Genomic DNA, 19274 nt, shown 5'->3' with positions numbered 1-19274 from the left:
TATTCCGCATCCTTTATTCACCTTTTCAGAAACTTTTGAAACATCATTCCAAAAAACCTTGCCTAAACCCCATTATTGGAGTAAATTAAACCTATATGAACTCATATCAACACAAATAAACAATTACAAGGAGAGATTATACAATGGATATCCGCTACGCATCACACCCGAATGAAGTTAAGCAATTTGACACTGAACGCCTACAAGCCGAGTTTCAAATTAACTCTTTGTTTTCACCAAACGAAATAAAATTGGTTTACTCCCACGTTGACCGTTTTATCATTGGCGGTGTTCTTCCAGTCACAGGCACGCTTCAACTGCAAGCTGACAAAAAAGAAATGGCCGCTGATTTTTTCTTAGAGCGCCGCGAAATCGGAATTATTAACGTTGGTGCAAGAGGTACGATCACGGTGGATGGTACCGTATTTACCATGGATCCTAAGGACGGCCTTTATATCGGTTTAGGAGCTAAAGAAATTATGTTTGCAAGCGACAACGGTTCTGAGCCTGCTAAGTTCTATTTCAACTCAACACCTGCTCACCAAACCTATCCAACTGTGAAAGTCGCCATCAGCGAAGCTACGCCTACTCACTTAGGCAGCATCAATACATCCAATGAGCGCACAATCTACAAATACATTCACACAGGCGGCGTGAAAAGCTGTCAACTTGTTATGGGTATGACACTTCTGAAGCCGGGTAACATGTGGAACACAATGCCTTCCCATACACACAATCGTCGTTCCGAGGTTTACTTCTACTTTGACATGCCTGAAGACAGCGTTGTTTTCCACATGATGGGTGAACCTCAACAAACTCGTCACGTCGTAATGCGTAATGAGCAAGCTATTATTTCTCCAAGCTGGTCCATTCATAGTGGTGTTGGCACGAACAATTATACCTTTATCTGGGGCATGGCTGGCGAAAATCAAATTTTCGAAGATATGGACGCCGTTGCCATGAAAGATTTAAAATAATCGGTAACCCTATGTAGAAACGGATGACAACCGATGAACCCTTTACGCAGATATGAAACCATTATGGAAATACTCCTGGCGCAGAAAGAAGTAACCGTTAACGAACTTAGCGAACGACTGGACGTTACGGGCAAAACGATTCGCGAAGATTTAGCCAAGCTCGAGGAGAAAGGGCTGCTCGTCCGCATTCATGGCGGTGCGATGCTCGCTCAGAGTGATCAGCTTGGTATTCTTTCAGCGAAGGAGCCGATCATTAAGCATGCCGATCAGAAATCGGAGATTGCGACGATTGCTCTGCGACACATTCAGCCACGGGATATTATTGCCCTTGATGGCGGCAGCACGACACTTGAAATTGCTAGGCGGCTGGATAATCAGCCGCTTACTGTTGTAACGAACGATTTATACATTATCTCCGAGCTCGTGCATAAGGAAGAAATCCGGCTGGTTGTTCCTGGTGGCTACCGTCTGCGCAATATGCTCTCAGGTCCTGAAGCAGTGGAGTATGTTAACAAGCTTAACATTCAGAAATCGTTTATCTCTGCTACTGGCGTTCATTTGCAGCACGGCTTTACCATCTACACGAGTGATCATGCCGATTATAAACGTGCATTGATCGGATCCAGCGCTACGGTCTATGCCGTTGCCGATCATTACAAATTTGGCCAGTGCGCCCTGCGAACGTTTGCTGCATTGTCCGAGGTTGCCATGATCCTAACGGACAGTGCCCTACCCACTGATACCGCCCAGCAGTTCCGTGATGCTGGCATCCAGATCGTAACTCAATAGTGAAAAGGAGTATCCATCATGACACTATTTAATTTAGCAGGAAAAACGGCCTTCGTAACCGGCGCTTCCGGTGGTCTTGGTCAAGCAATGGCTATCGGCCTTGCTGAAGCAGGCGCTAACATTATTGCTGTTTCCTCTTCTGAAAGCGTACAAACGGTCGAAGCAATCCGAGCGTTGGACGGCAAAGCCGAGCTAATCGCAGCTGATCTTAGCAACGAAGACATTCTTGAGGATGTTGTGAACAAAGCCATCGGCATCTACGGCAGCATCGATATTCTCGTGAATAATGCCGGAATCATCCGTCGTACACCCGCTGTTGACCATGCACGTCAAGATTGGCACGATGTGATCGACCTGAACTTGAACTCTGCTTTCTTCTTGTGCCAGCTAATTGGCCGTCACATGATTGAGCGCGGAAGCGGCAAAATCGTGAACATCGCTTCCATGCTAACCTACCAAGGAGGCATTAATGTTCCTGGCTACACAGCAAGTAAGCATGCTATCGCTGGTGTTACAAAAGCATTAGCAAACGAATGGGCTGGTAAAGGTATCCAGATCAACGCAATCGCTCCTGGTTACATGACTACCAATAACACAGCTCCAATTCTGAAAGATGAGAAACGCACACAATCCATTACAGATCGTATTCCGGCAGGCCGTTGGGGCTCACCAGATGATTTGAAAGGTCCTGTTGTGTTCTTGTCATCGAATGCGTCGGATTATATGAACGGACACGTATTGTGCGTGGACGGCGGATGGATGGCTAGATAGATGGGGATTGGTACGTTAGCCCATGCCGTTGGACATCTTCCATTGAAGCAATTAACAGAGAAGCTCAGCGCGCGAGGCATTGAGTTCGTTCAACTGGCTCTCAGCAAAGCGATTAGTGATATTGACACGAGTCTCGGTAGGCTGAGTCCAGCTCTGGCCAACCACATTGGCGAGCAATTTCATCGTACTGGCATCCGAATTGGCGTGCTTGGCTGCTATATCAACCCGATCCATCCTAATCCGCAGCAACGGCGTCATGAAATCAATCGGTTTAAAGAGCATCTGCGCTTCGCCCGAGACTTCGGCACTTCCATCGTGGCAACGGAGACAGCTGACTTAACGACTTACCTGGCGCAGGATTCTGAGCGATATGAAACTATTGGTTGGGCGATACTCAAACAAACGGTTGAGGAATTAGCAGAAGAAGCGGAACGCTGGGGTGTTTTCATTGGACTCGAACCCGTTTTCACTCATACATTATCTACTAGTGAGAAAATGGTTCGGATTTTGGAAGAGATTCCATCCAGCAATCTGGGTGTTGTATTTGATCCAGTGAATCTGCTGCCTCCCACAGCTGTTGTGTCACAAGAAGCCTTCCTGGATCAAGCATTTGCTGCTTTCGGTGATCGCATCGTTCTTGCCCATCTTAAGGATGTTGTCGTTCAGAACGACAAGCTGGAAGCGGTGCGATCAGGCAAAGGCATTTTCCAAACGAAATTGTTTTTGGAGAAGCTGCATCGGGTTAAACCGGGGATCGACATTTCTTTAGAACAGCTTGCGGATGATACGATTGACGAAACCGTTCAATACGTAAGAAGCCTTTTGGGTTAAAAATCAGAAGCCCGTTCTCTCCGTTATCTGAGAATCGCGTCCATAAACTAACCCGCTTAATTAATAAAAAGCCTATCCAGCACTCATAAAGAGACTGAATAGGCTTTTGGATTATTTTTTAGGTTGTTCGCGGTTAACTCGAACGGGCCTCTCAACCCAATTCTCACGATTCATTCGTTGAACCTGATTAATCGGATTTTTTTGATCAATAATTTCGACGGTTTTACCCTTTGCTTGCATAGAGGCCTCTAGCTTTTCCTTATAACCTGTTCCGGCCGCTGGTCCGCCACCACCGTTGCGCTTACCCTTGTTCCAAACTCTGCCTTTACTCATTTCACCACTCCATTTTTGTTTTAAGTGTAAAGGCACGAGGAAAAAAACGCAAATTCATGCTTTAAATAAACAATAATCACTAGCTAGCTGTCGAACTGAAAAGTAGAGTTTATGTAACTATTTTTCATCGTTCCAACAAGACACTCCATACCTATAGTAAAAAAAGCAGCCACCGTTAATCGTACGCTGCTTCATATTTATATGATTGAAAGTAATTCCTGTCGTCTTACGTTAGACAGAAAATTTATCCCTGCAGCCCGAACTCCTTGGCTAATAGCCTATAGGACTGGATCCGTGCGCGCACATCATGAATTGGAGACACAACCATAATCTCATCCGCTTTATAAGCCTCGTTCAGCTTCAGAATCTCTGCTTTTACCTGCTGTGGTGTGCCAACAATACGCTTGTGTTGGCGACCCCGGATAAGGGCTAAATCAGCTTCCGTATACGGATAGCTAATTGCCGTTTCCACGGATGGGAATGAGGGCAGCAGCGCGCCGCGGCCAAGCGAGAGGAAGAATAAATCCGTACTTGTCGCCAATCGATTCGCCTCTTCTTCCGTATCCGCACAAACGACTAAGACCGCAGCGAGGGAGTGTGGCTCTTCATTCAAAATAGACGGTTTGAATTCCTCTCGATAAATCTGCAGCGCTTGTTCACAATCGGCATTGCCAAAAAATTGTGCAAAACCAAAGGCAGCGCCTTGTTTAGCAGCAATACTGGCACTGTCGTAGGAAGAACCGAGCAACCAAATTTCCGGTGCTGTCGGAATGATTGGAGACGCGTGCAGCTCAGCGAAGCGATGGTTGGCCGGCAGCGAATCGTATAAATATCCTGTCAGGTCTGCTACCTGCTGCGGATATTGATCTACACTCGTATATTTCCCTTCTTGCAGGGCGCGCGTTGAGATCGGCATGCCACCGGGCGCGCGACCAAGGCCTACGTCAATCCGTCCCGGATGCAGCGCCTCCAATAAACGGAAGTTTTCTGCTACTTTATATGCGCTGTAATGCGGCATCATGATGCCGCCTGACCCTAAGCGAATCCGATTCGTTTTTGCAGCTAAATGAGCGATAAGTACCTCTGGGCTTGAGTGAGCAAGCGCCTGTGAAGCATGATGTTCCGACACCCAATAACGCGTATACCCAAGTTTATCCGCTTCTTGCGCCAGTTCGGTCGTTTCAACCAGCGTTTGAGCAGCTGTACGCCCTTCTCCTATTTGTGATTGGTCCAAAATCCCCAATTTTAACATCTTTCATCACCTCTTTATAACTGTAACATAAATAAGCACAGAATAACAAAAATCCGCTCGATTTTCATATCTGTTCCTCCTTAGAGTTTCGCAAGAAAACTTGCTGGTTATTAGAAAGAATCCATTCAAAACAGTTTGGTATAACTTAAGGCGTTAAGCCGATGCAACTATATTCAGAATCTGAAAATGAATGGAGCAAAGCTGCTCTTGGAGCAAAACGCCAATACGCTCTCTGAAATCGCTAATTTTTTGAACAATTGCGGTGATAGAATCCTATTTTCATAGCAATTAATCATATTTAAATTCAAAAAGTCAGGATTAGACAATTTCTATCAATTTACACCTCTACCAAAAATGCTCGAATGATGATAATTTAAGATATACATCAAAGCGAGGGAGAGATCATAATGAGAACCATTTATGAGAATTACCGAGGGTTTAAAATTAGTAAACAAGAAAGTACATATAATGCTATTTATTCAGATCGTATTATTTTTAGCCGATGGCAGCTTAGCCAAGTCCTAGATACGGTTGATAATTATGTGGAAATCACAGATAACAAACCGAGAGCTGACGCGGAGTCCGGTATGCCGCAAAATTAATAGTTCACTACGTCACACAGCAAAGAACCTAGCGGATCAGATCACCGCTAGGTTCTTTGCTGTGTGACATGGGAGACTATAGAAGGAACATGAATCCGCTATTTGGGCGGAAAACACCCAAATCGAGTAAAGGAGGAATGTTGATCCTCTATTTCGCAATAACCGCCTCGGCTCGTCCTCATTCGTCGATTAACTTATTCATGTTCCGCTAATGTAATTATTAGCCTATAATTTACATATTAGCGGATTGTCGCTCCTCTAATACAGTCTAGAATAGGCTAATCTTCAGTTGACCGCTCAAGATATGCAGTATCCGGCATACGCCGTTAGCTCACCTCAAGAAATGGCAGCGGCCTTGATAATTGGGCTATTTCAATTCGGTCTCGTCAAGTATAGCTGGGAGCTCGATCCAAGCTTGAACACCTTGATCTTCTCTGAGACTGTAATGTAAACCATAACTTTCGCCAAAACGCAGCTGGATCCGCTTCTGAACATTAAATAATGCCAAAGCCTCGATTATTCTCCTTACCGTGCAGGATCGCGTTAAGCATCTCTTTATCAGCCTGCTGATATCCATTTTTTTCCACATTGCTGATGATTTTATCATCAGCACGCTTTACTGAAATCCATAATTCCCCATCATGGCTCATGTTCTTAATGCCATACAGAATCGCATTCTCAATAATCGGCAGTAGAACGACCTTAGGCATTAGGAAACGTTTCGTTCCCTCTTCGTCATTCCAATGCACCTTAAACGCACATTCATAGCGTAAAAGCTGCAATCGAACGTAAGCCTCCGCGTGATCGGAATAGAGGGATCTTCCATGAATATATTTTCAATCAACTCAATAGATCATCGGCTCTTCATCTACAACTAAAATATTAGCCATGCGGCCACCTCGTGTACAACAATTGGCATTAACATGTGTGTTATTACGATAATCGTGTCCTTTGTTCGGTAAAATAATAAAAAACCGCCCCCATCATTTCGATGAGAACGGGAGTATCTAAGAAGTCCATTATTTCATTTGCTGTAATAAATTCACGCGGTAAGCTTCGCTTTCCAAGCCTTGAATCTCTTTGTACTCTTCCTCAGTCAGCCTTTTTGGTTGACCAACAGACTTCGCAATGAGGTAGATCTTCGCGCTTTCTTCCATAACTTCCGTTCGGTAGTAGGCTTCCCGTAAATTTTTACCCGTCGTGACAAGACCATGATTTTTTAGCAGAATTGAGCTATAACGGTCGGCCTTCTCCGCTACGAGGTTGGCTAGTTTATCCGTTGTCGGAACGACATACGGAACAAAAGCAACGTCACCGACTAGAGCCGCTTGGTCCGGAAACAACATCGGAAGCTCGTCATCAACGAGTGTTAATGCAATACAGTAGGCCGGATGCGTATGTACGATGGCTTTCATAATTGGATTAACGCGATAGCAGAATAAATGCATAAGCACTTCAGATGAAGGACGGAAGGTTGTATCCAGAATGTTGCCCGTTGGAATATCTACCGGCACCCATTGCTCCGGCTCTATATCTTCTAATGCAAAACCGCTCGGGGAAAGGTACATCGTATCTTCCCATCTTGCGCTAATATTTCCTCCAGGCCCAACGACGAGGCCTTTGGCCACACTTTTACGGGCATATTTGGTCAATTCTTCTCTTGCTTGTTGCTCAGACATAACGCCTTCAGCTCCTTACTGATTTCTTTGCTATGACTTGCAAATAGGCTTGGTAGGCTTGCTGCCAATGAGCCTCATCCTGAGACTCATACCGCTCAGGCGGAAAGGAGTCTCTGACGACTTGGCGGATTTCCTCCAGCGATTGGACTTCGCCATGCGCTTTGATCTGCATCATAATATTGCCGATCGCCGTTGCCTCCACAGGTCCCGCGATAACCGGGCGTCCCGTGGCGTTCGCCGTCAACTGGCAAATCAGCTGATTCTGAATCCCTCCGCCTACCATATGAATAGTTGAAAGTTTTCTGGAGAGCAGCTGCTCGATTTCATCCAGCGTTTGTTTGAATTTCATAGCAAGACTATCCACTACGCAGCGGATAAGCTCCGCTTTCGTTTGTGGCACGGATTGAGATGTTTGTGCACAATAAAGGCGAATTCTTTCCGGCATATTTCCCGGTGCAAGAAAGACAGGGTCCTGCGCATCCACATAGCTTTGCAGCCCTGGCTCCAGCTTCGCCATCTCTTGCATGTGAGCAAAGCTTATTGAATCCCCTTCAAGCTCCCATTGCCGTTTGCACTCTTGAAGAAGCCAAAGCCCCATGATGTTCTTCAGCATACGAATCTTCTGTTCAACGCCGCCCTCATTCGTGAATCCAAAGCGTCGACTGTCTTCCGTTATGATTGGTTGATCGATTTCAACGCCCATTAATGACCAAGTGCCACAGGAGATGAACGTATAATCTCCTTCAAGAGAAGGAATAGAAACGACAGCTGAAGCCGTGTCATGTGAAGCCGCAGTCACGATTGGCATGGCTCCGACCTGCAATTCCTCCGCGATTTCTTTGCGCAGAGTCCCTTGTATAGTTCCTGGCATCACAAGATCTGTAAACAGACTGGAGGGCATACCAAGCTGCTGTAAAAGGTTCCTGTCCCAGTCTCTCGCCCTTGGATCAAGCAGCCCTGTTGTACTGGCAATCGTGTACTCGGTGGAACGAATCCCTGATAAATAGAACCGAAATAAGTCTGGCATGAGTAAAAGGCGAACATCATCAGCAAGTGTTAAACCTTGTTCTTTGCTCTCAGCATAAAGCTGAAAAATCGTATTAAAAGATAAGGGCTGTATACCCGAACGGCTGTATAATTCTCGCTCCGAAGTGTGCTGTAACAATTCGTCCATCGCTCTTGCATTGCGTGCTTCCCTATAATGGTACGGGTTGCCAAGTAGCTTACCTTTGCCGTCAACGAAGCCGTAATCCACCCCCCACGTATCTACAGCAATGGATGCCTGGCTGCCCGAAGCATGCTGCTTAAAGGCATGGATCCCTTTTTTCAACTCATGGAAAAGTCGCAGGAAATCCCAGTACAGTCTGCCGCCCAGCTCAACAGGGTCATTCGAGAAGCGATGAATTTCCTCTATTGTAAGTTTGGAACCATTCCAACATCCCAGAATTGTTCTGCCACTGCTAGCCCCAAAATCGACAGCTAGCGTATTCAACTGGTTAGTGCCCACAGATGTCACCTCAATTCGTGCAATTCCTAATTATTTATATAAGGGGCCGAAGCTGTTGCAAGCTCTGAAATCAGCGCCTTCTGGATCCGAAGTTCCGAAATTACTCCAAACGCGAGGACGGAAAATGTGCTCTTTCGCAACGTTATGCATGGAAACAGGAATTCTTAGAATGGCTGCCAAAGTGATTAAATCAGCACCGATGTGACCATAGCTGATCGATCCATGATTAGATCCCCAATTATCCATAACCGAATAAACATCCGTAAATGAGCCTTCACCTGTCAAAATAGGAGCAAACCAAGTCGTCGGCCAAGTCGAATCTGTGCGATCATCTAGTTGTTGATGAACATTGTCAGGCAGATCAACGGAGTAGCCTTCTGCCAATTGAAGCACGGGGCCTAAGCCCTTCACCAAGTTGATGCGTGACATCGTGACCGGCATTCCGCCCTTCGTAAGGAAATCGGTGGAATAGCCGCCACCGCGGAAATATTCAACGGAAGCAGGACGCCAGGAGGTAGCCTTCAAACATTTGCTCACTTCTTCATCCGTGATTTCCCAATAAGGTTTCATTGCCGGTTTTCCGTTAAGGGTTTGTTCGCCCGTGCCGTCCAGTGCTGCCGGACCGGAGTTGATTAAGTGAAGAATGCCGTCTTTAGCTGCGCCGCTCAAGATGTGCCCGGTTACGCGTTTCACGGCATCAGGACTCCAGTACGTTCTTACATCGGCAAAAATTTGCGCCGTATTCGTAAGCAGATTACCAAATAACATCGCTACGCCGTTCAGGCTATCGTTCTCTGTTGCGACCAAATAAGGTGCGCGCTTGCCGTTCCAGTCGAAGGAAGTATTCAGGATGGCTTCCATGAAGTCTCCGTTCGGGAAGTGATCCGTCCAATGACGCTGTCCTTGGAACCCGGAAAGAATTGAATGATGTCCTAGCGCTTCTTCGCCAAACCCAAGATCGGCCAGACGCGGATTTCCTATCATTAAGTCCCTTACAATCAAGGACATTTTCACAACAGTTTCCCAATCTTTATCTTTCTTTTCACGCGTCGTTTGAATTTCAGAAGGATTTTTATCCGGTCCTTCTGTACAATTTTCTTTTACCCAGTCCAGCGCCAATTGGTACTCTTCCGGATCGAAAATCTCTTCATCAATTCGACGAACTAATTCGGACATATCGACATATTCGTTGCGCATGCCTAGGTAATTCTGGAACAGCTCCTCATTCACGATTGAACCGGCAATCCCCATGGAGACTGAGCCAATGGCCAGGTACGATTTACCTTTCATATATGCAGCAGCAAGTCCCGCCTTAGCGAAACGAATCAGCTTCTCCTGAACGTCCTGCGGAATATCGGTTGTACCTGCATCCTGTACGTCTTTGCCATAAATACCGAAGGCGGGAATACCCTTCTGTGCATGACCGGATAAGACAGCGGCCAAGTATACCGCGCCTGGACGCTCCGTACCGTTAAAGCCCCAAATCGCCTTCGGTGTGGATGGGTCCATATCCATCGTTTCCGTCCCGTAGCACCAGCAAGGGGTAACAGTGATAGATAAGCCTACGCCGGTTTTTGTGAATTTATCTGCTGCCGCCGCAGCCTCAGCAACCCCTCCGATGCAAGTGTCAGCAATGACGCAATCTACAGGCTTGCCGTTCGGATATCTCAATGTTTCGCTAAGCATAGCTGCAACAGCTTTGGCCATATTCATCGTTTGATCTTCAAGCGATTCACGAACACCTTTCCTTCTACCGTCAATCGTTGGTCTGATACCGATCTTCGGGAACTCTTGCTTCCATCTGTAATCACTGTTTGTCATTTTTCTTCATCCTCCTCAGTTTATGGATTCATGCAAATTGTGCTGAAAAACTTCGTTTTTTGTAGAGTTATCGGTAATCTAAATCACGGACTTATTACACCTTTTTTCAAGATAATATTGGCGTATAAAGCTTTTTCACTCGTTGCCACGATGGCATAGGCTTTCTTCGCTCGTTCATAAAACGCAAATCGTTCTACATACTCAATTTCAGGTGGCGTGTGTTTACAAACGATATCTTTGTATGTATCCCATATCGGTGTCTTCACCGTATCGCCTGGGACAACAGCCATTAAAGCTATAGGCTGTTTGCTGTAAGAATCAAGCGGGAATAACGATAAAACCGCTTTCAACAATTCCGGTACACCATGTCCATCGCTTCGCAGAAGACGATTCGTATGACTTGCAGCAGGAAAATTTCCATCAGCTAGAACAATTTCATCGCCATGTCCCATCTCCATTAGCACCTTCAAAAGCTCCGGTGACAAAATGGAAGGTATTCCTTTTAGCATATTCAATTCCTCCTCAAAAAATGAGTGTTATCGATAACTCAAAATTATCAACTTTAAGCCTTGCTGTCAATCCTTAATTTCTATACAATAGACGAATAGGATGAGATGAAAAGGTGACTTAACGTGATTACAATTTATGATATCGCTGAAAAAGCCGGTGTCTCGGCTATGACTGTTTCAAGGGTTATCAATAACACAGGCCGTATCAGTGAAGCAACGCGTAAACGAGTGCGAAAAGTAATGGAAGATCTCCATTATATTCCGAACTCAATGGCTCGAAGTCTGGTACTTCAAAAGACGAATATTCTTTCCCTGCTTATTACGGATATTACGAATCCGTTCTATACAACGCTTGCCCGCGGCGCAGAGGATGCAGCAATGCGTTCTGGATATCGGCTGCTTTTTGCAAATAGCGACGAGGATTATGCGAAAGAGAAAGGTTACGTCGATATGATTCTATCGGCTCGTGTGGATGGTGTGTTATTTGCGCCAACCGGGGATCATTCTCTCGAGAATCTTGAGCAGCTGCAGAAGCATCAGATTCCCTTTGTCGTATTAGACCGTGAAATTCCTGGCATTGAGGCAGATATGGTACTCGGGGACAGTAAGGAAGGTGCGAGAAAGCTTGTTGACCACTTAATTGGTCTCGGGCATCGCCGCATCGCCATGATTAACGGTTCACAGGATGTATCTACGGCTCGCTTGCGTTATACAGGGTATCGCGAGGCACATTTGCTTAATGGATTATCGGTGGAGGACTCGTTAGTCGTACATTTAAATTATCGTGACTTTCAAGATGAGTCAGCTCTAGACGCACTGCTTCATCATGAAGATCCGCCTACAGCCATCTTCGCGGCCAACAACATGTTGGCTGTCGGTGTCATTCAATCCTTGAGACAGCGCGGCTTGCAGGTTCCAGGTGATCTATCGATTGTTTGCTTCGACGATTTCGGCATGGCAGGTGCGATTAACCCGTTCTTGACCGTGGCTTCGCAGCCGGCATATCAATTCGGCTCGCTTGGTATGCAGCTGCTGATTGAGCGCATTGAAGGTGAAGTTATACATGAGAATCGGAAGATGATCCTACCTTCAGAATTGCTGATTCGAACGTCCACACAGGCCTTGAAGCGACGATAGAAATTATCGATGCCCAACGGTATTCCATTGCAATGACATGGGAATAGCGGACGTTACATGCTTAGTCGAATGAAATGGCCTTCCACACCTCCGCCACCAGAATCTTAACGCCCACAGTGTAAGACTAATATACTAGGAAACAAGTAAACACCTTTGACCCTCTTAGGAGAATAAAATGAACCCAAATGTAGAGCAAGCTTTAATGACCACACTAAGAAACTGGAACGCCATGGCAGCATCGCAAAATGATGAGCAGGAAGCTATCGCTGATCAATTCCAATCCTCCTTTTATTTATTCATCGACGCGGTCCGTGAATGGGTTTATGGATTAGACCCACGACCTCAAACCATCGATGAGTTGCTTGACTTGGATATGACGCAGGAGATCCTGGACCTCTTACCTGCACCGCTACATTTAAATTTCGAGACTGAAGCTGAGCTGATTATCGACAATGTACTTAGAATTGATGATGATAAATATGATTAGCGGTTATAAAGGCTGGTGAGGACTCTTATTCACCCTTTTTGCTGCTTTTAGCGAAAATAGAAGCTGATAATGACTCTTATTTGGCTTGCTGGGCCGCTTCCAAACTCAATTTATAGCAAATAAGAGTCCCTACGGACTCTTATCTCACTGTATTCGCTACTTGTCGAGGGAAAAGAAGTTGATAGGGACTCTTATTCGTATAGTTGAGCCGCATCACCTCTAGGAAGCAAGCAAAAGGTGCTACCCACACTTATACCGTTTTATCTACAAAAGTAACTTTGTTCTGCTCCGCAAACTTTTTCAATCTACCAGCCATGGCAGCTACATCGAAACGATTCATCGTTTTGGTATAAACCCAGCGTGGTGACTTGCCATTCAAGTCAATGACCACTTGGCCGGGAGTATAGACGATTTCCTTAATATTATCCGCGTTTAATACCAGCTCTCTGGCTAATCCTCTCTTCGAAAGGCTCGTCTTACTAACCTTCAAATAAGGACGACGAATAAAATAAATGAAAAAACCTACCACCAAGTAGCTGCAAGTCGTATACCAATACATCGTGTCCCCGCTTGTTTTGGTTAAAGTAACCAATAGTAAAATGGAAATCAGAACAAAAAATGAAGCTAGTATGATGCTCCGCCCCTTAAATACTTCCGCTCGATCTGGATCCGATGAAATGGGAGGAATCCCCTGCTTAGACCGATCCTTATTTATTTTTTTAGCATTTTTGCTTACCATTCTTTCCCACTTGCGAGACATTCATTTCACTCCTTGGTTTATACTTACTTTTTACTTTCACTTCATTTCAATAATCGATTCAACAAGCCTTCATACCATTTCCATGGTAAAAGACTCCTCGCCCGAAGCCCCATCTTCACACCGCGCCCAAGCGGGTAACGAAGTTTTGGTCGCGGGCTGTCCACAATCTGTGCAATTTTGTGTGCCACTTCCTGTGGGTCAGGTGCTGTCGCGGAGGCTCTCTTCGAGTAGTCGAGCATTTTGCTGAGCCCACTCCAATAGGGAGAAGATTCTGTAGTATGGATCGCCTCAAAACCTTTACGCCAGATCTCCGTCTGATAGGCACCCGGCTCCACAAGTACGATACGTACACCGAAGGGCATCATCTCCAAGCGAAGCGATTCGCTGAAGCCCTCAATAGCAAACTTTGAAGTGCTATAGGGCGCATAGCCTGGAAATGCGGATAACCCGCTCACACTGCTCACATTGATAATACAGCCGGATTTACGGGCGCGCATGTGAGGGAGGACAGCCCTCGTTGTCGCTATAACACCGAATACATTCGTCTCCAGCTGCGATCTCCACGCTTCCATCGGCACATCCTCCACATACCCACCAACAGCAAAGCCGGCATTGTTAATGAGAACGTCGATTCTGCCATACATGTTCATGATATCAGAAACAGCTTGCTCAATCGATTCCTGGATCGTTACATCTAGGGCCATCGTTTCGATGGCAGTTATGACGCCTGCTTGTTCGGCTTGCTTGAGTAAACGCTCGCTTTTGCTTAGGTCACGCATTGACGCTATAACTTGATACCCTTTTTGAGCTAGAGCTATCGACGTTAATAAGCCAAATCCGCTCGATGCGCCGGTTACTAAAGCTGTCGGCCGTGTAAAACTCATTATGGCTCCCCCTATTGTCCAACTCACTTTCTCTCATAATCCCACACAAATCGCAGTATGTCGATACATAAAAGAGGATCGCTGAGTTGTACTCGGGCTATTCCTTCCTAGTAAATGCCCAATTCAGGTGTGTTTTAACCTAAATCTGGTAAGTCCAGATTCGACAGCGGTTTCATTCAACCGAATGTTCAAAAAAGCCGGTACGAATGTCGCCCCAGCAGGTCGCAATATAAAAGAAGCCCATTTTTGTGAGCTTCTCCGTCATTAAAAGATCACTTCACATTCGTGCTGTACATATTCCCGCCACCTATACAGGAATCATTCGCAGCAGTTGTTCCTTATCAACCATCTTCTGCATAAATCAAGCATCCCCTTCTTCCTTATTAAAATTGTTTTTTTAACGGGTATAGTCATAAACGATCCGCGGTTCTCATAGGATATATAGTTGCTTATTACTGAAAGCAGATTGAAAGTTTACAGAAATCCAATTTTTTACATTTGAAAGGATGCTGATTTCGTATTATTACACTAGAAAAAATTCATTTAATTGAGAACGGATGTATCAATCCACAAGATGCCATCATTATTCGCTTACTGTCAGAGGGTATTGACGCTCACGAAATTGTTTATTTGAAAAAGAATTCACTAGATGCCAAAAATCAATTGCTTACTGTAACCGATTCTTTGGGGGTAAAGAAGCAAGTACAAATAACGAGAACTTGCGTTGAGTTGTTTCAAAATGCACTCCAACAAACGAAATACGTAGTCAATTACAATGACCATCCAACTAAACAAACCGTAACCGATCTAAAAGATAGCGATTATCTCATCAAGGTGAGCCTACAAGATTTTGTTGCAAACCGAAGTATGATAACTGAAATGGATTCTGTTATTTTACGTACGATCTATATGAGACTACGGCGATTGGCTGACTTTTTCGCAGCACCGGAACTCACGTATTTAACGACGGTAAAGCTTGAGCTTAAACAATTAGCTCATGTGTAATGGATGGATGTAGGGGCCTTCAAGGCCTCTTTTTATTTTTAGTTCATTTATATCTTTTTTGTACGAAAATGGTTTTATAATGACTCATTTTGCAACGAAGTCTAAGGCGTATCTTTTCCGTTTCTTCGGTTAGCGATAGCGGTAACGATGGAAATGTAGGCATGACGCTGCTTGCTAGCAAGGTCAGCACCCAAACACTTTCGCAAGTACGTATGACTTAACGGATATTGATATTGCATCATCAGTCTAAAGTAAGCTTAGATATCACGCTCATCTTCCTCAAACAGAGTCTGAAAATACCGCTCTCTATGATTCAAAAAATCCCTCGTCAAATTAAAATGATCCGTCTCTTCATAAGCGATTGGATCGATCGTTGATTCCGAAAATTGCAGAATCCGCGCGTTTGGGTAAGCCATTAGGATTGGAGAATGCGTTGCAATAATAAATTGCGCTTGATTGGACTGTTCTAATTCCCAAATAATTCTCAGGAACGCCAATTGGTTTTGCGGAGATAAAGCCGACTCCGGCTCGTCTAATAGATACAAGCCCTTCCTATCTAATCTGTTTTGGAAAAAAGTCAAAAAGGCTTGTCCATGCGACTGCTGATTCAATGATTTACCCCCATAGGGTGCATAAGCGGAATGCCCGACATAGGGTTCTTTCGCTAATTCATCGATATATCCCGCAAACGTATCAAATGTCTCCGCCCGAAAAAAGAATCCGTTATTAATCTTAGGTAACCAAGACAACTGCATGATATTCGATAAAGACAGGTCATCTTTTTCTTTCGTAATCGTTAAATCCTTACCACCCACAAGACTAAATCCGCAGGATACACCAATTGCCTCGAGAAACGTTGACTTACCTGAGCCATTATTACCTATAAAAAATGTAACGTTTGATTCAAATTTATATTCATCGAAAGATTGAATTGTTGGTATGTTATATGGAAATTGTTCTTTATCCGCTTGTGACAACTGGGACCAATCTAAAGCAACTCGTTTTAAGAATGGCACTTGTGACCTCCTGTCCCCTACTCATTATTTATGTGAACTCTTCAAGTTTATCAGTCTTACACAAAGATTTCCATATTTCAAAGAGTCTAAGCAATTTCGCCGTTACTGGTTTTAGCCACCGGTTTCCGTCCACTGGATGGCCGCGCCACCGTTTGCTTTGGAGCCGCCGGAGACATCAATAAGCTTTCTCGGTCTCCACTCCGATCAAAACTGAATAATCTAGAAGAACTATGAACTTTTCAAACTTTTTCAAGTAAACATTTGCATAAAAAAAGGTGAACACCAAATCTTAACGATTCAGAGTTCACCTTATCTCAATTTAAGAGCAGCCGCTTACTTCGCTTCATCAACTCAGGCAGCGCAATACCGAACATCGTGACGATAATACCCAACCATTGTAACCCATTCACGGATTCGTTTAGCACAACAAAGGACATAATTACCGCTGTGGGCAATTCAGCAGCACTCATGATTGTTGCCATCCCTCCGCCAATCCGGGGTACGCCAATGGCGAAAAATAACGGTGGAATGACGACGCCGAAAAAGGCAAGAAGCAGCGCCCAAGGCAGCAATTCCTCATGGAGGGATCCATTAAAAAGAAAATGGGGCGGAAACACCAACATAACCAGAATTAAGGATCCGGATTGCATGATAGCACTGCGTGTTATTGGCGCGACGTCGCTTGAAACTTTGCCGCTGAACGCAATGAATAATGCGTAAGTAAGGGCAGATAACAGCCCAAGGATAATCCCTAGCCAAGAAGGAGTCTCGTGCCCCCCCTTTAAATAACCACTTGCCATTATTATCCCAACAAACAAAATGAAAAGTGAGATTAATTTATCTTTAGCGGGAAGTTTACGCTCCATAATGGCCTCCAGTAAGATGCCCATCCATGTAAATTGAAATAATAGGATAATAGCAAAAGAAGCAGAAATATACTGTAAGGCCGCGTAATAAAGTATGCCGGTTAATCCCGACGTTGTACCAACAGCCATTAACGTCAATGCTTGTCGCGGGGACACTCTATATTTCGTTGTCGTAGAGCTATTGCCTCTTGCCGATTTTGACGTAACGAGGACTAATATCCACATCATCAAAACGCCAAATAGATTTTGGCTGCCAACAACATCACCAACATGGAAACCAGACTCGTACGCTTTTTTTACAAACGTGGACAACAGTCCAAAGCTGCAGGCGCCTGCCAAAACATATAAGTAATACTTCATGAGAAGGATCGCATCAAAATGTCTCTGACGGATTCCCGCGTCGTAATTTTGTATTGCCCCACTTTTTCTTTCATAAAGGATTTATGCACTAATTCCTCTAGCCTAGAATCATCGATTCCATAATCCCCTAGTCGATTCGGGGCACCAAGGGAATTCCAGAAGTCACGCAGCGCGTCACTCCCTTCGAGCGCAATTTCTTGATCGGTCTTGCTGGTTGGATCGATACCGAAAACAGCCATCGCCACATTCTTCATTCGGGATGGATCATCCTCTGCACAATGCTTCATCCAGTTCGGAAATACAATGGCGAGCCCTCCGCCATGCGGAATGTCATAGATCGCGGACAGTCCGTGCTCGATCTGATGCGATGCCCAATCTCCACCATCCGTGCCGCTGGACAACAGCCCGTTGAATGCTGTCGTCCCGGCATACATTACCGTTGCTCTATACTCATAGCTACTCAGATTCGCAAGCAGCTTCGGAGCAGCTTCCATGACTGTCAAAAGAACAGACTCCATAAAGCGATCCATCATGGGCGTATTCTCCGTACGATGGAAATACTGCTCTAATACATGCGACATCATGTCCACGATGCCATAAACCGTTTGATCCAAAGGAACAGAATAAGTGAACTCAGGATCCAAAATAGAGAAAGCCGGATAAGCTAGAGGGCTGCTCCAACCACGCTTCTCATTTTTCTCCCAATTTGTAATAACAGAAATATTATTCATCTCAGAACCCGTAGCTGCAAGCGTCAATACGGTACCAAAAGGCAGCGCTTTGGTAGGGACGGCTTTGCGTGTAATGAGGTCCCATACATCTCCGTCATAGTAAACACCCACAGAAATCGCTTTGACACAGTCAATAACACTGCCCCCGCCAACGGCTAATATGAGCTCAATTCCCTTCTCACGGCAAATGTCTATACCCTTCTGAACAGACGTAAGCCTTGGATTAGGTTCCACACCTGACATTTCAAATACTTCTGCTTGCATATGCTCAAGCTGCTGCTTAACAGCCTCGTAAACGCCATTTTTCTTAATACTCCCGCCGCCAAATACGAGCAATACCCTTTTGCCGGTCGTGCCAAGCTCCTGTTTTAACTGCTCAACTTGCCCTTTTCCAAACCATAATCTAGTAGGATTAAACTGTAAAAATGATTGCATGTCTGTATCTCCTTTGATGACTGATGACTATTATCTAAAGAAGAAGTATACCACAAGTAAAATTTATTATCGAAAACGTGCCTCTACATAAAAAAACCCACTTCGTGGTCCTCCCCCAGCAGATGCCCTGTTCTTTTATCACAAACGTACATATGATAGACCGAGGTGATGTTCCCGTGCCCAATTACCGTATTATTATCGATCTATCTGATTTTCAATTATATCTGTTGGATGTAAATCGCGTTGTACGAGGCTTCCCTGTTGGTATAGGTAAAATGGTAACCAAAACACCCACGGGTGAGTATTTCATTATCAATAAACAACCACATCCCGGTGGCCCTTTCGGTGTCCTCTGGATGGGTTTAAGTAAGCCGCATTATGGTATCCATGGTACGAATGATCCCTCTTCTATTGGCAAGAGAACATCCCATGGATGTATCCGAATGTACAACCAGGACGTACTTGAGCTAGCCGCACTTGTCCCCATTCATACAAGAGTTACGATTCGTCCTTAGCACAAAA

At 44.9% G+C, this 19274-nt stretch carries 23 protein-coding genes; 9 read left to right on the top strand and 14 right to left on the bottom strand.

What is annotated here, in order from left to right:
- Positions 1-143 precede the first annotated feature (143 nt).
- From kduI to BLT91_RS01380, 4 genes are read left to right on the top strand one after another with little or no spacing between them, the layout of a single operon-like run.
- On the top strand, positions 144-977 hold the full coding sequence (gene kduI, locus BLT91_RS01395) for a 5-dehydro-4-deoxy-D-glucuronate isomerase (RefSeq protein ID WP_090815826.1): 834 nt from the start codon (positions 144-146) through the stop codon (positions 975-977).
- 33 nt (positions 978-1010) lie between these two features.
- Entirely contained in the window at positions 1011-1766 is a 756-nt protein-coding gene (locus tag BLT91_RS01390) for a DeoR/GlpR family DNA-binding transcription regulator (RefSeq protein ID WP_090815825.1), read from the top strand.
- 18 nt (positions 1767-1784) lie between these two features.
- On the top strand, positions 1785-2537 hold the full coding sequence (kduD, locus tag BLT91_RS01385; protein WP_090815824.1) for a 2-dehydro-3-deoxy-D-gluconate 5-dehydrogenase KduD: 753 nt from the start codon (positions 1785-1787) through the stop codon (positions 2535-2537).
- Positions 2538-3368: a sugar phosphate isomerase/epimerase family protein gene (locus BLT91_RS01380; RefSeq protein WP_090815822.1), complete on the top strand. Its 831-nt coding sequence runs from the start codon at positions 2538-2540 to the stop codon at positions 3366-3368. It abuts the gene before it with no gap.
- A gap of 111 nt (positions 3369-3479) precedes the next feature.
- Here the strand turns inward: BLT91_RS01380 and BLT91_RS01375 are convergent, their stop codons facing one another.
- Both BLT91_RS01375 and BLT91_RS01370 read right to left on the bottom strand, forming a co-directional pair.
- Positions 3480-3701: a hypothetical protein gene (locus BLT91_RS01375; protein ID WP_090815820.1), complete on the bottom strand. Its 222-nt coding sequence runs from the start codon at positions 3699-3701 to the stop codon at positions 3480-3482.
- Positions 3702-3945: 244 nt separating this feature from the next.
- Positions 3946-4953, bottom strand: coding sequence for an LLM class flavin-dependent oxidoreductase (locus BLT91_RS01370; RefSeq protein ID WP_090815818.1), 1008 nt, complete (start codon positions 4951-4953; stop codon positions 3946-3948).
- Between the two features lie 407 nt (positions 4954-5360).
- Between BLT91_RS01370 and BLT91_RS01365 the strand changes: the two genes are divergently transcribed.
- Entirely contained in the window at positions 5361-5555 is a 195-nt protein-coding gene (locus BLT91_RS01365; RefSeq protein ID WP_090815816.1) for a hypothetical protein, read from the top strand.
- Positions 5556-5922: 367 nt separating this feature from the next.
- Here BLT91_RS01365 and BLT91_RS31165 read toward each other — a convergent pair whose 3' ends face one another.
- From BLT91_RS31165 to fucU, 6 genes are all read right to left on the bottom strand, one after another.
- On the bottom strand, positions 5923-6063 hold the full coding sequence (locus tag BLT91_RS31165; protein ID WP_175532043.1) for a hypothetical protein: 141 nt from the start codon (positions 6061-6063) through the stop codon (positions 5923-5925).
- The gene (locus BLT91_RS01360; RefSeq protein ID WP_090815814.1) at positions 6050-6337 is read right to left on the bottom strand and encodes a sensor histidine kinase; all 288 of its coding nucleotides are present in this window, start codon (positions 6335-6337) and stop codon (positions 6050-6052) included. The genes BLT91_RS31165 and BLT91_RS01360 overlap by 14 nt, the downstream gene beginning before the upstream one ends.
- Before the next feature lie 237 nt (positions 6338-6574).
- Positions 6575-7234 (bottom strand): class II aldolase/adducin family protein, encoded by a 660-nt coding sequence (locus tag BLT91_RS01355; RefSeq protein ID WP_090815812.1) that lies wholly within the window; start codon positions 7232-7234, stop codon positions 6575-6577.
- Positions 7235-7241: 7 nt separating this feature from the next.
- The gene (locus tag BLT91_RS01350) at positions 7242-8741 is read right to left on the bottom strand and encodes a rhamnulokinase (protein ID WP_254776743.1); all 1500 of its coding nucleotides are present in this window, start codon (positions 8739-8741) and stop codon (positions 7242-7244) included.
- 30 nt (positions 8742-8771) lie between these two features.
- Entirely contained in the window at positions 8772-10562 is a 1791-nt protein-coding gene (locus BLT91_RS01345; protein ID WP_090815811.1) for an L-fucose isomerase, read from the bottom strand.
- Positions 10563-10645: 83 nt separating this feature from the next.
- Positions 10646-11071, bottom strand: coding sequence for an L-fucose mutarotase (fucU, locus tag BLT91_RS01340; protein ID WP_090815805.1), 426 nt, complete (start codon positions 11069-11071; stop codon positions 10646-10648).
- A 123-nt stretch (positions 11072-11194) separates the two neighbouring features.
- Here fucU and BLT91_RS01335 point away from each other — a divergent pair, with 123 nt between their 5' ends.
- Entirely contained in the window at positions 11195-12208 is a 1014-nt protein-coding gene (locus BLT91_RS01335; RefSeq protein WP_090815803.1) for a LacI family DNA-binding transcriptional regulator, read from the top strand.
- Between the two features lie 175 nt (positions 12209-12383).
- Positions 12384-12695 carry a hypothetical protein gene (locus tag BLT91_RS01330; protein WP_090815801.1) on the top strand — a complete coding sequence of 104 codons (312 nt, stop codon included), beginning with the start codon at positions 12384-12386 and terminating at the stop codon, positions 12693-12695.
- Between the two features lie 250 nt (positions 12696-12945).
- Here the strand turns inward: BLT91_RS01330 and BLT91_RS01325 are convergent, their stop codons facing one another.
- Together BLT91_RS01325 and BLT91_RS01320 are read right to left on the bottom strand one after the other, a co-directional pair.
- Positions 12946-13455: a hypothetical protein gene (locus BLT91_RS01325; RefSeq protein WP_090815799.1), complete on the bottom strand. Its 510-nt coding sequence runs from the start codon at positions 13453-13455 to the stop codon at positions 12946-12948.
- 41 nt (positions 13456-13496) lie between these two features.
- Positions 13497-14339 (bottom strand): SDR family oxidoreductase, encoded by an 843-nt coding sequence (locus BLT91_RS01320; RefSeq protein WP_090815797.1) that lies wholly within the window; start codon positions 14337-14339, stop codon positions 13497-13499.
- A gap of 630 nt (positions 14340-14969) precedes the next feature.
- Here BLT91_RS01320 and BLT91_RS01315 point away from each other — a divergent pair.
- Complete coding sequence (locus tag BLT91_RS01315; protein WP_090815795.1) at positions 14970-15344, top strand: hypothetical protein; 375 nt, start codon at positions 14970-14972, stop codon at positions 15342-15344.
- 101 nt (positions 15345-15445) lie between these two features.
- On the opposite strand, the gene BLT91_RS31160 is transcribed toward BLT91_RS01315, so the two are convergent.
- The 4 genes from BLT91_RS31160 to BLT91_RS01300 all read right to left on the bottom strand — a co-directional run bounded on the left by BLT91_RS31160 (position 15446) and on the right by BLT91_RS01300 (position 18752).
- Complete coding sequence (locus tag BLT91_RS31160; protein WP_175532042.1) at positions 15446-15586, bottom strand: hypothetical protein; 141 nt, start codon at positions 15584-15586, stop codon at positions 15446-15448.
- Positions 15587-15601: 15 nt separating this feature from the next.
- Positions 15602-16360: an AAA family ATPase gene (locus BLT91_RS01310; RefSeq protein WP_090815792.1), complete on the bottom strand. Its 759-nt coding sequence runs from the start codon at positions 16358-16360 to the stop codon at positions 15602-15604.
- A 314-nt stretch (positions 16361-16674) separates the two neighbouring features.
- Positions 16675-17586 carry an EamA family transporter gene (locus BLT91_RS01305; protein WP_090815790.1) on the bottom strand — a complete coding sequence of 304 codons (912 nt, stop codon included), beginning with the start codon at positions 17584-17586 and terminating at the stop codon, positions 16675-16677.
- A complete protein-coding gene (locus tag BLT91_RS01300) occupies positions 17583-18752 on the bottom strand; it encodes an iron-containing alcohol dehydrogenase (RefSeq protein WP_090815788.1) in 1170 nt (389 codons plus the stop codon). The genes BLT91_RS01305 and BLT91_RS01300 overlap by 4 nt, the downstream gene beginning before the upstream one ends.
- Positions 18753-18928: 176 nt before the next feature.
- Between BLT91_RS01300 and BLT91_RS01295 the strand changes: the two genes are divergently transcribed.
- Positions 18929-19267 (top strand): L,D-transpeptidase, encoded by a 339-nt coding sequence (locus BLT91_RS01295; protein WP_090815787.1) that lies wholly within the window; start codon positions 18929-18931, stop codon positions 19265-19267.
- Positions 19268-19274: the final 7 nt, after the last annotated feature.

It is taken from the genome of Paenibacillus sp. yr247 (genome assembly GCF_900103825.1).
Lineage (GTDB): Bacteria > Bacillota > Bacilli > Paenibacillales > NBRC-103111 > Paenibacillus_E.
The sequence above is the reverse complement of the archived record's forward strand: the minus strand, read 5'-3'. Positions and strand labels throughout refer to the sequence as shown.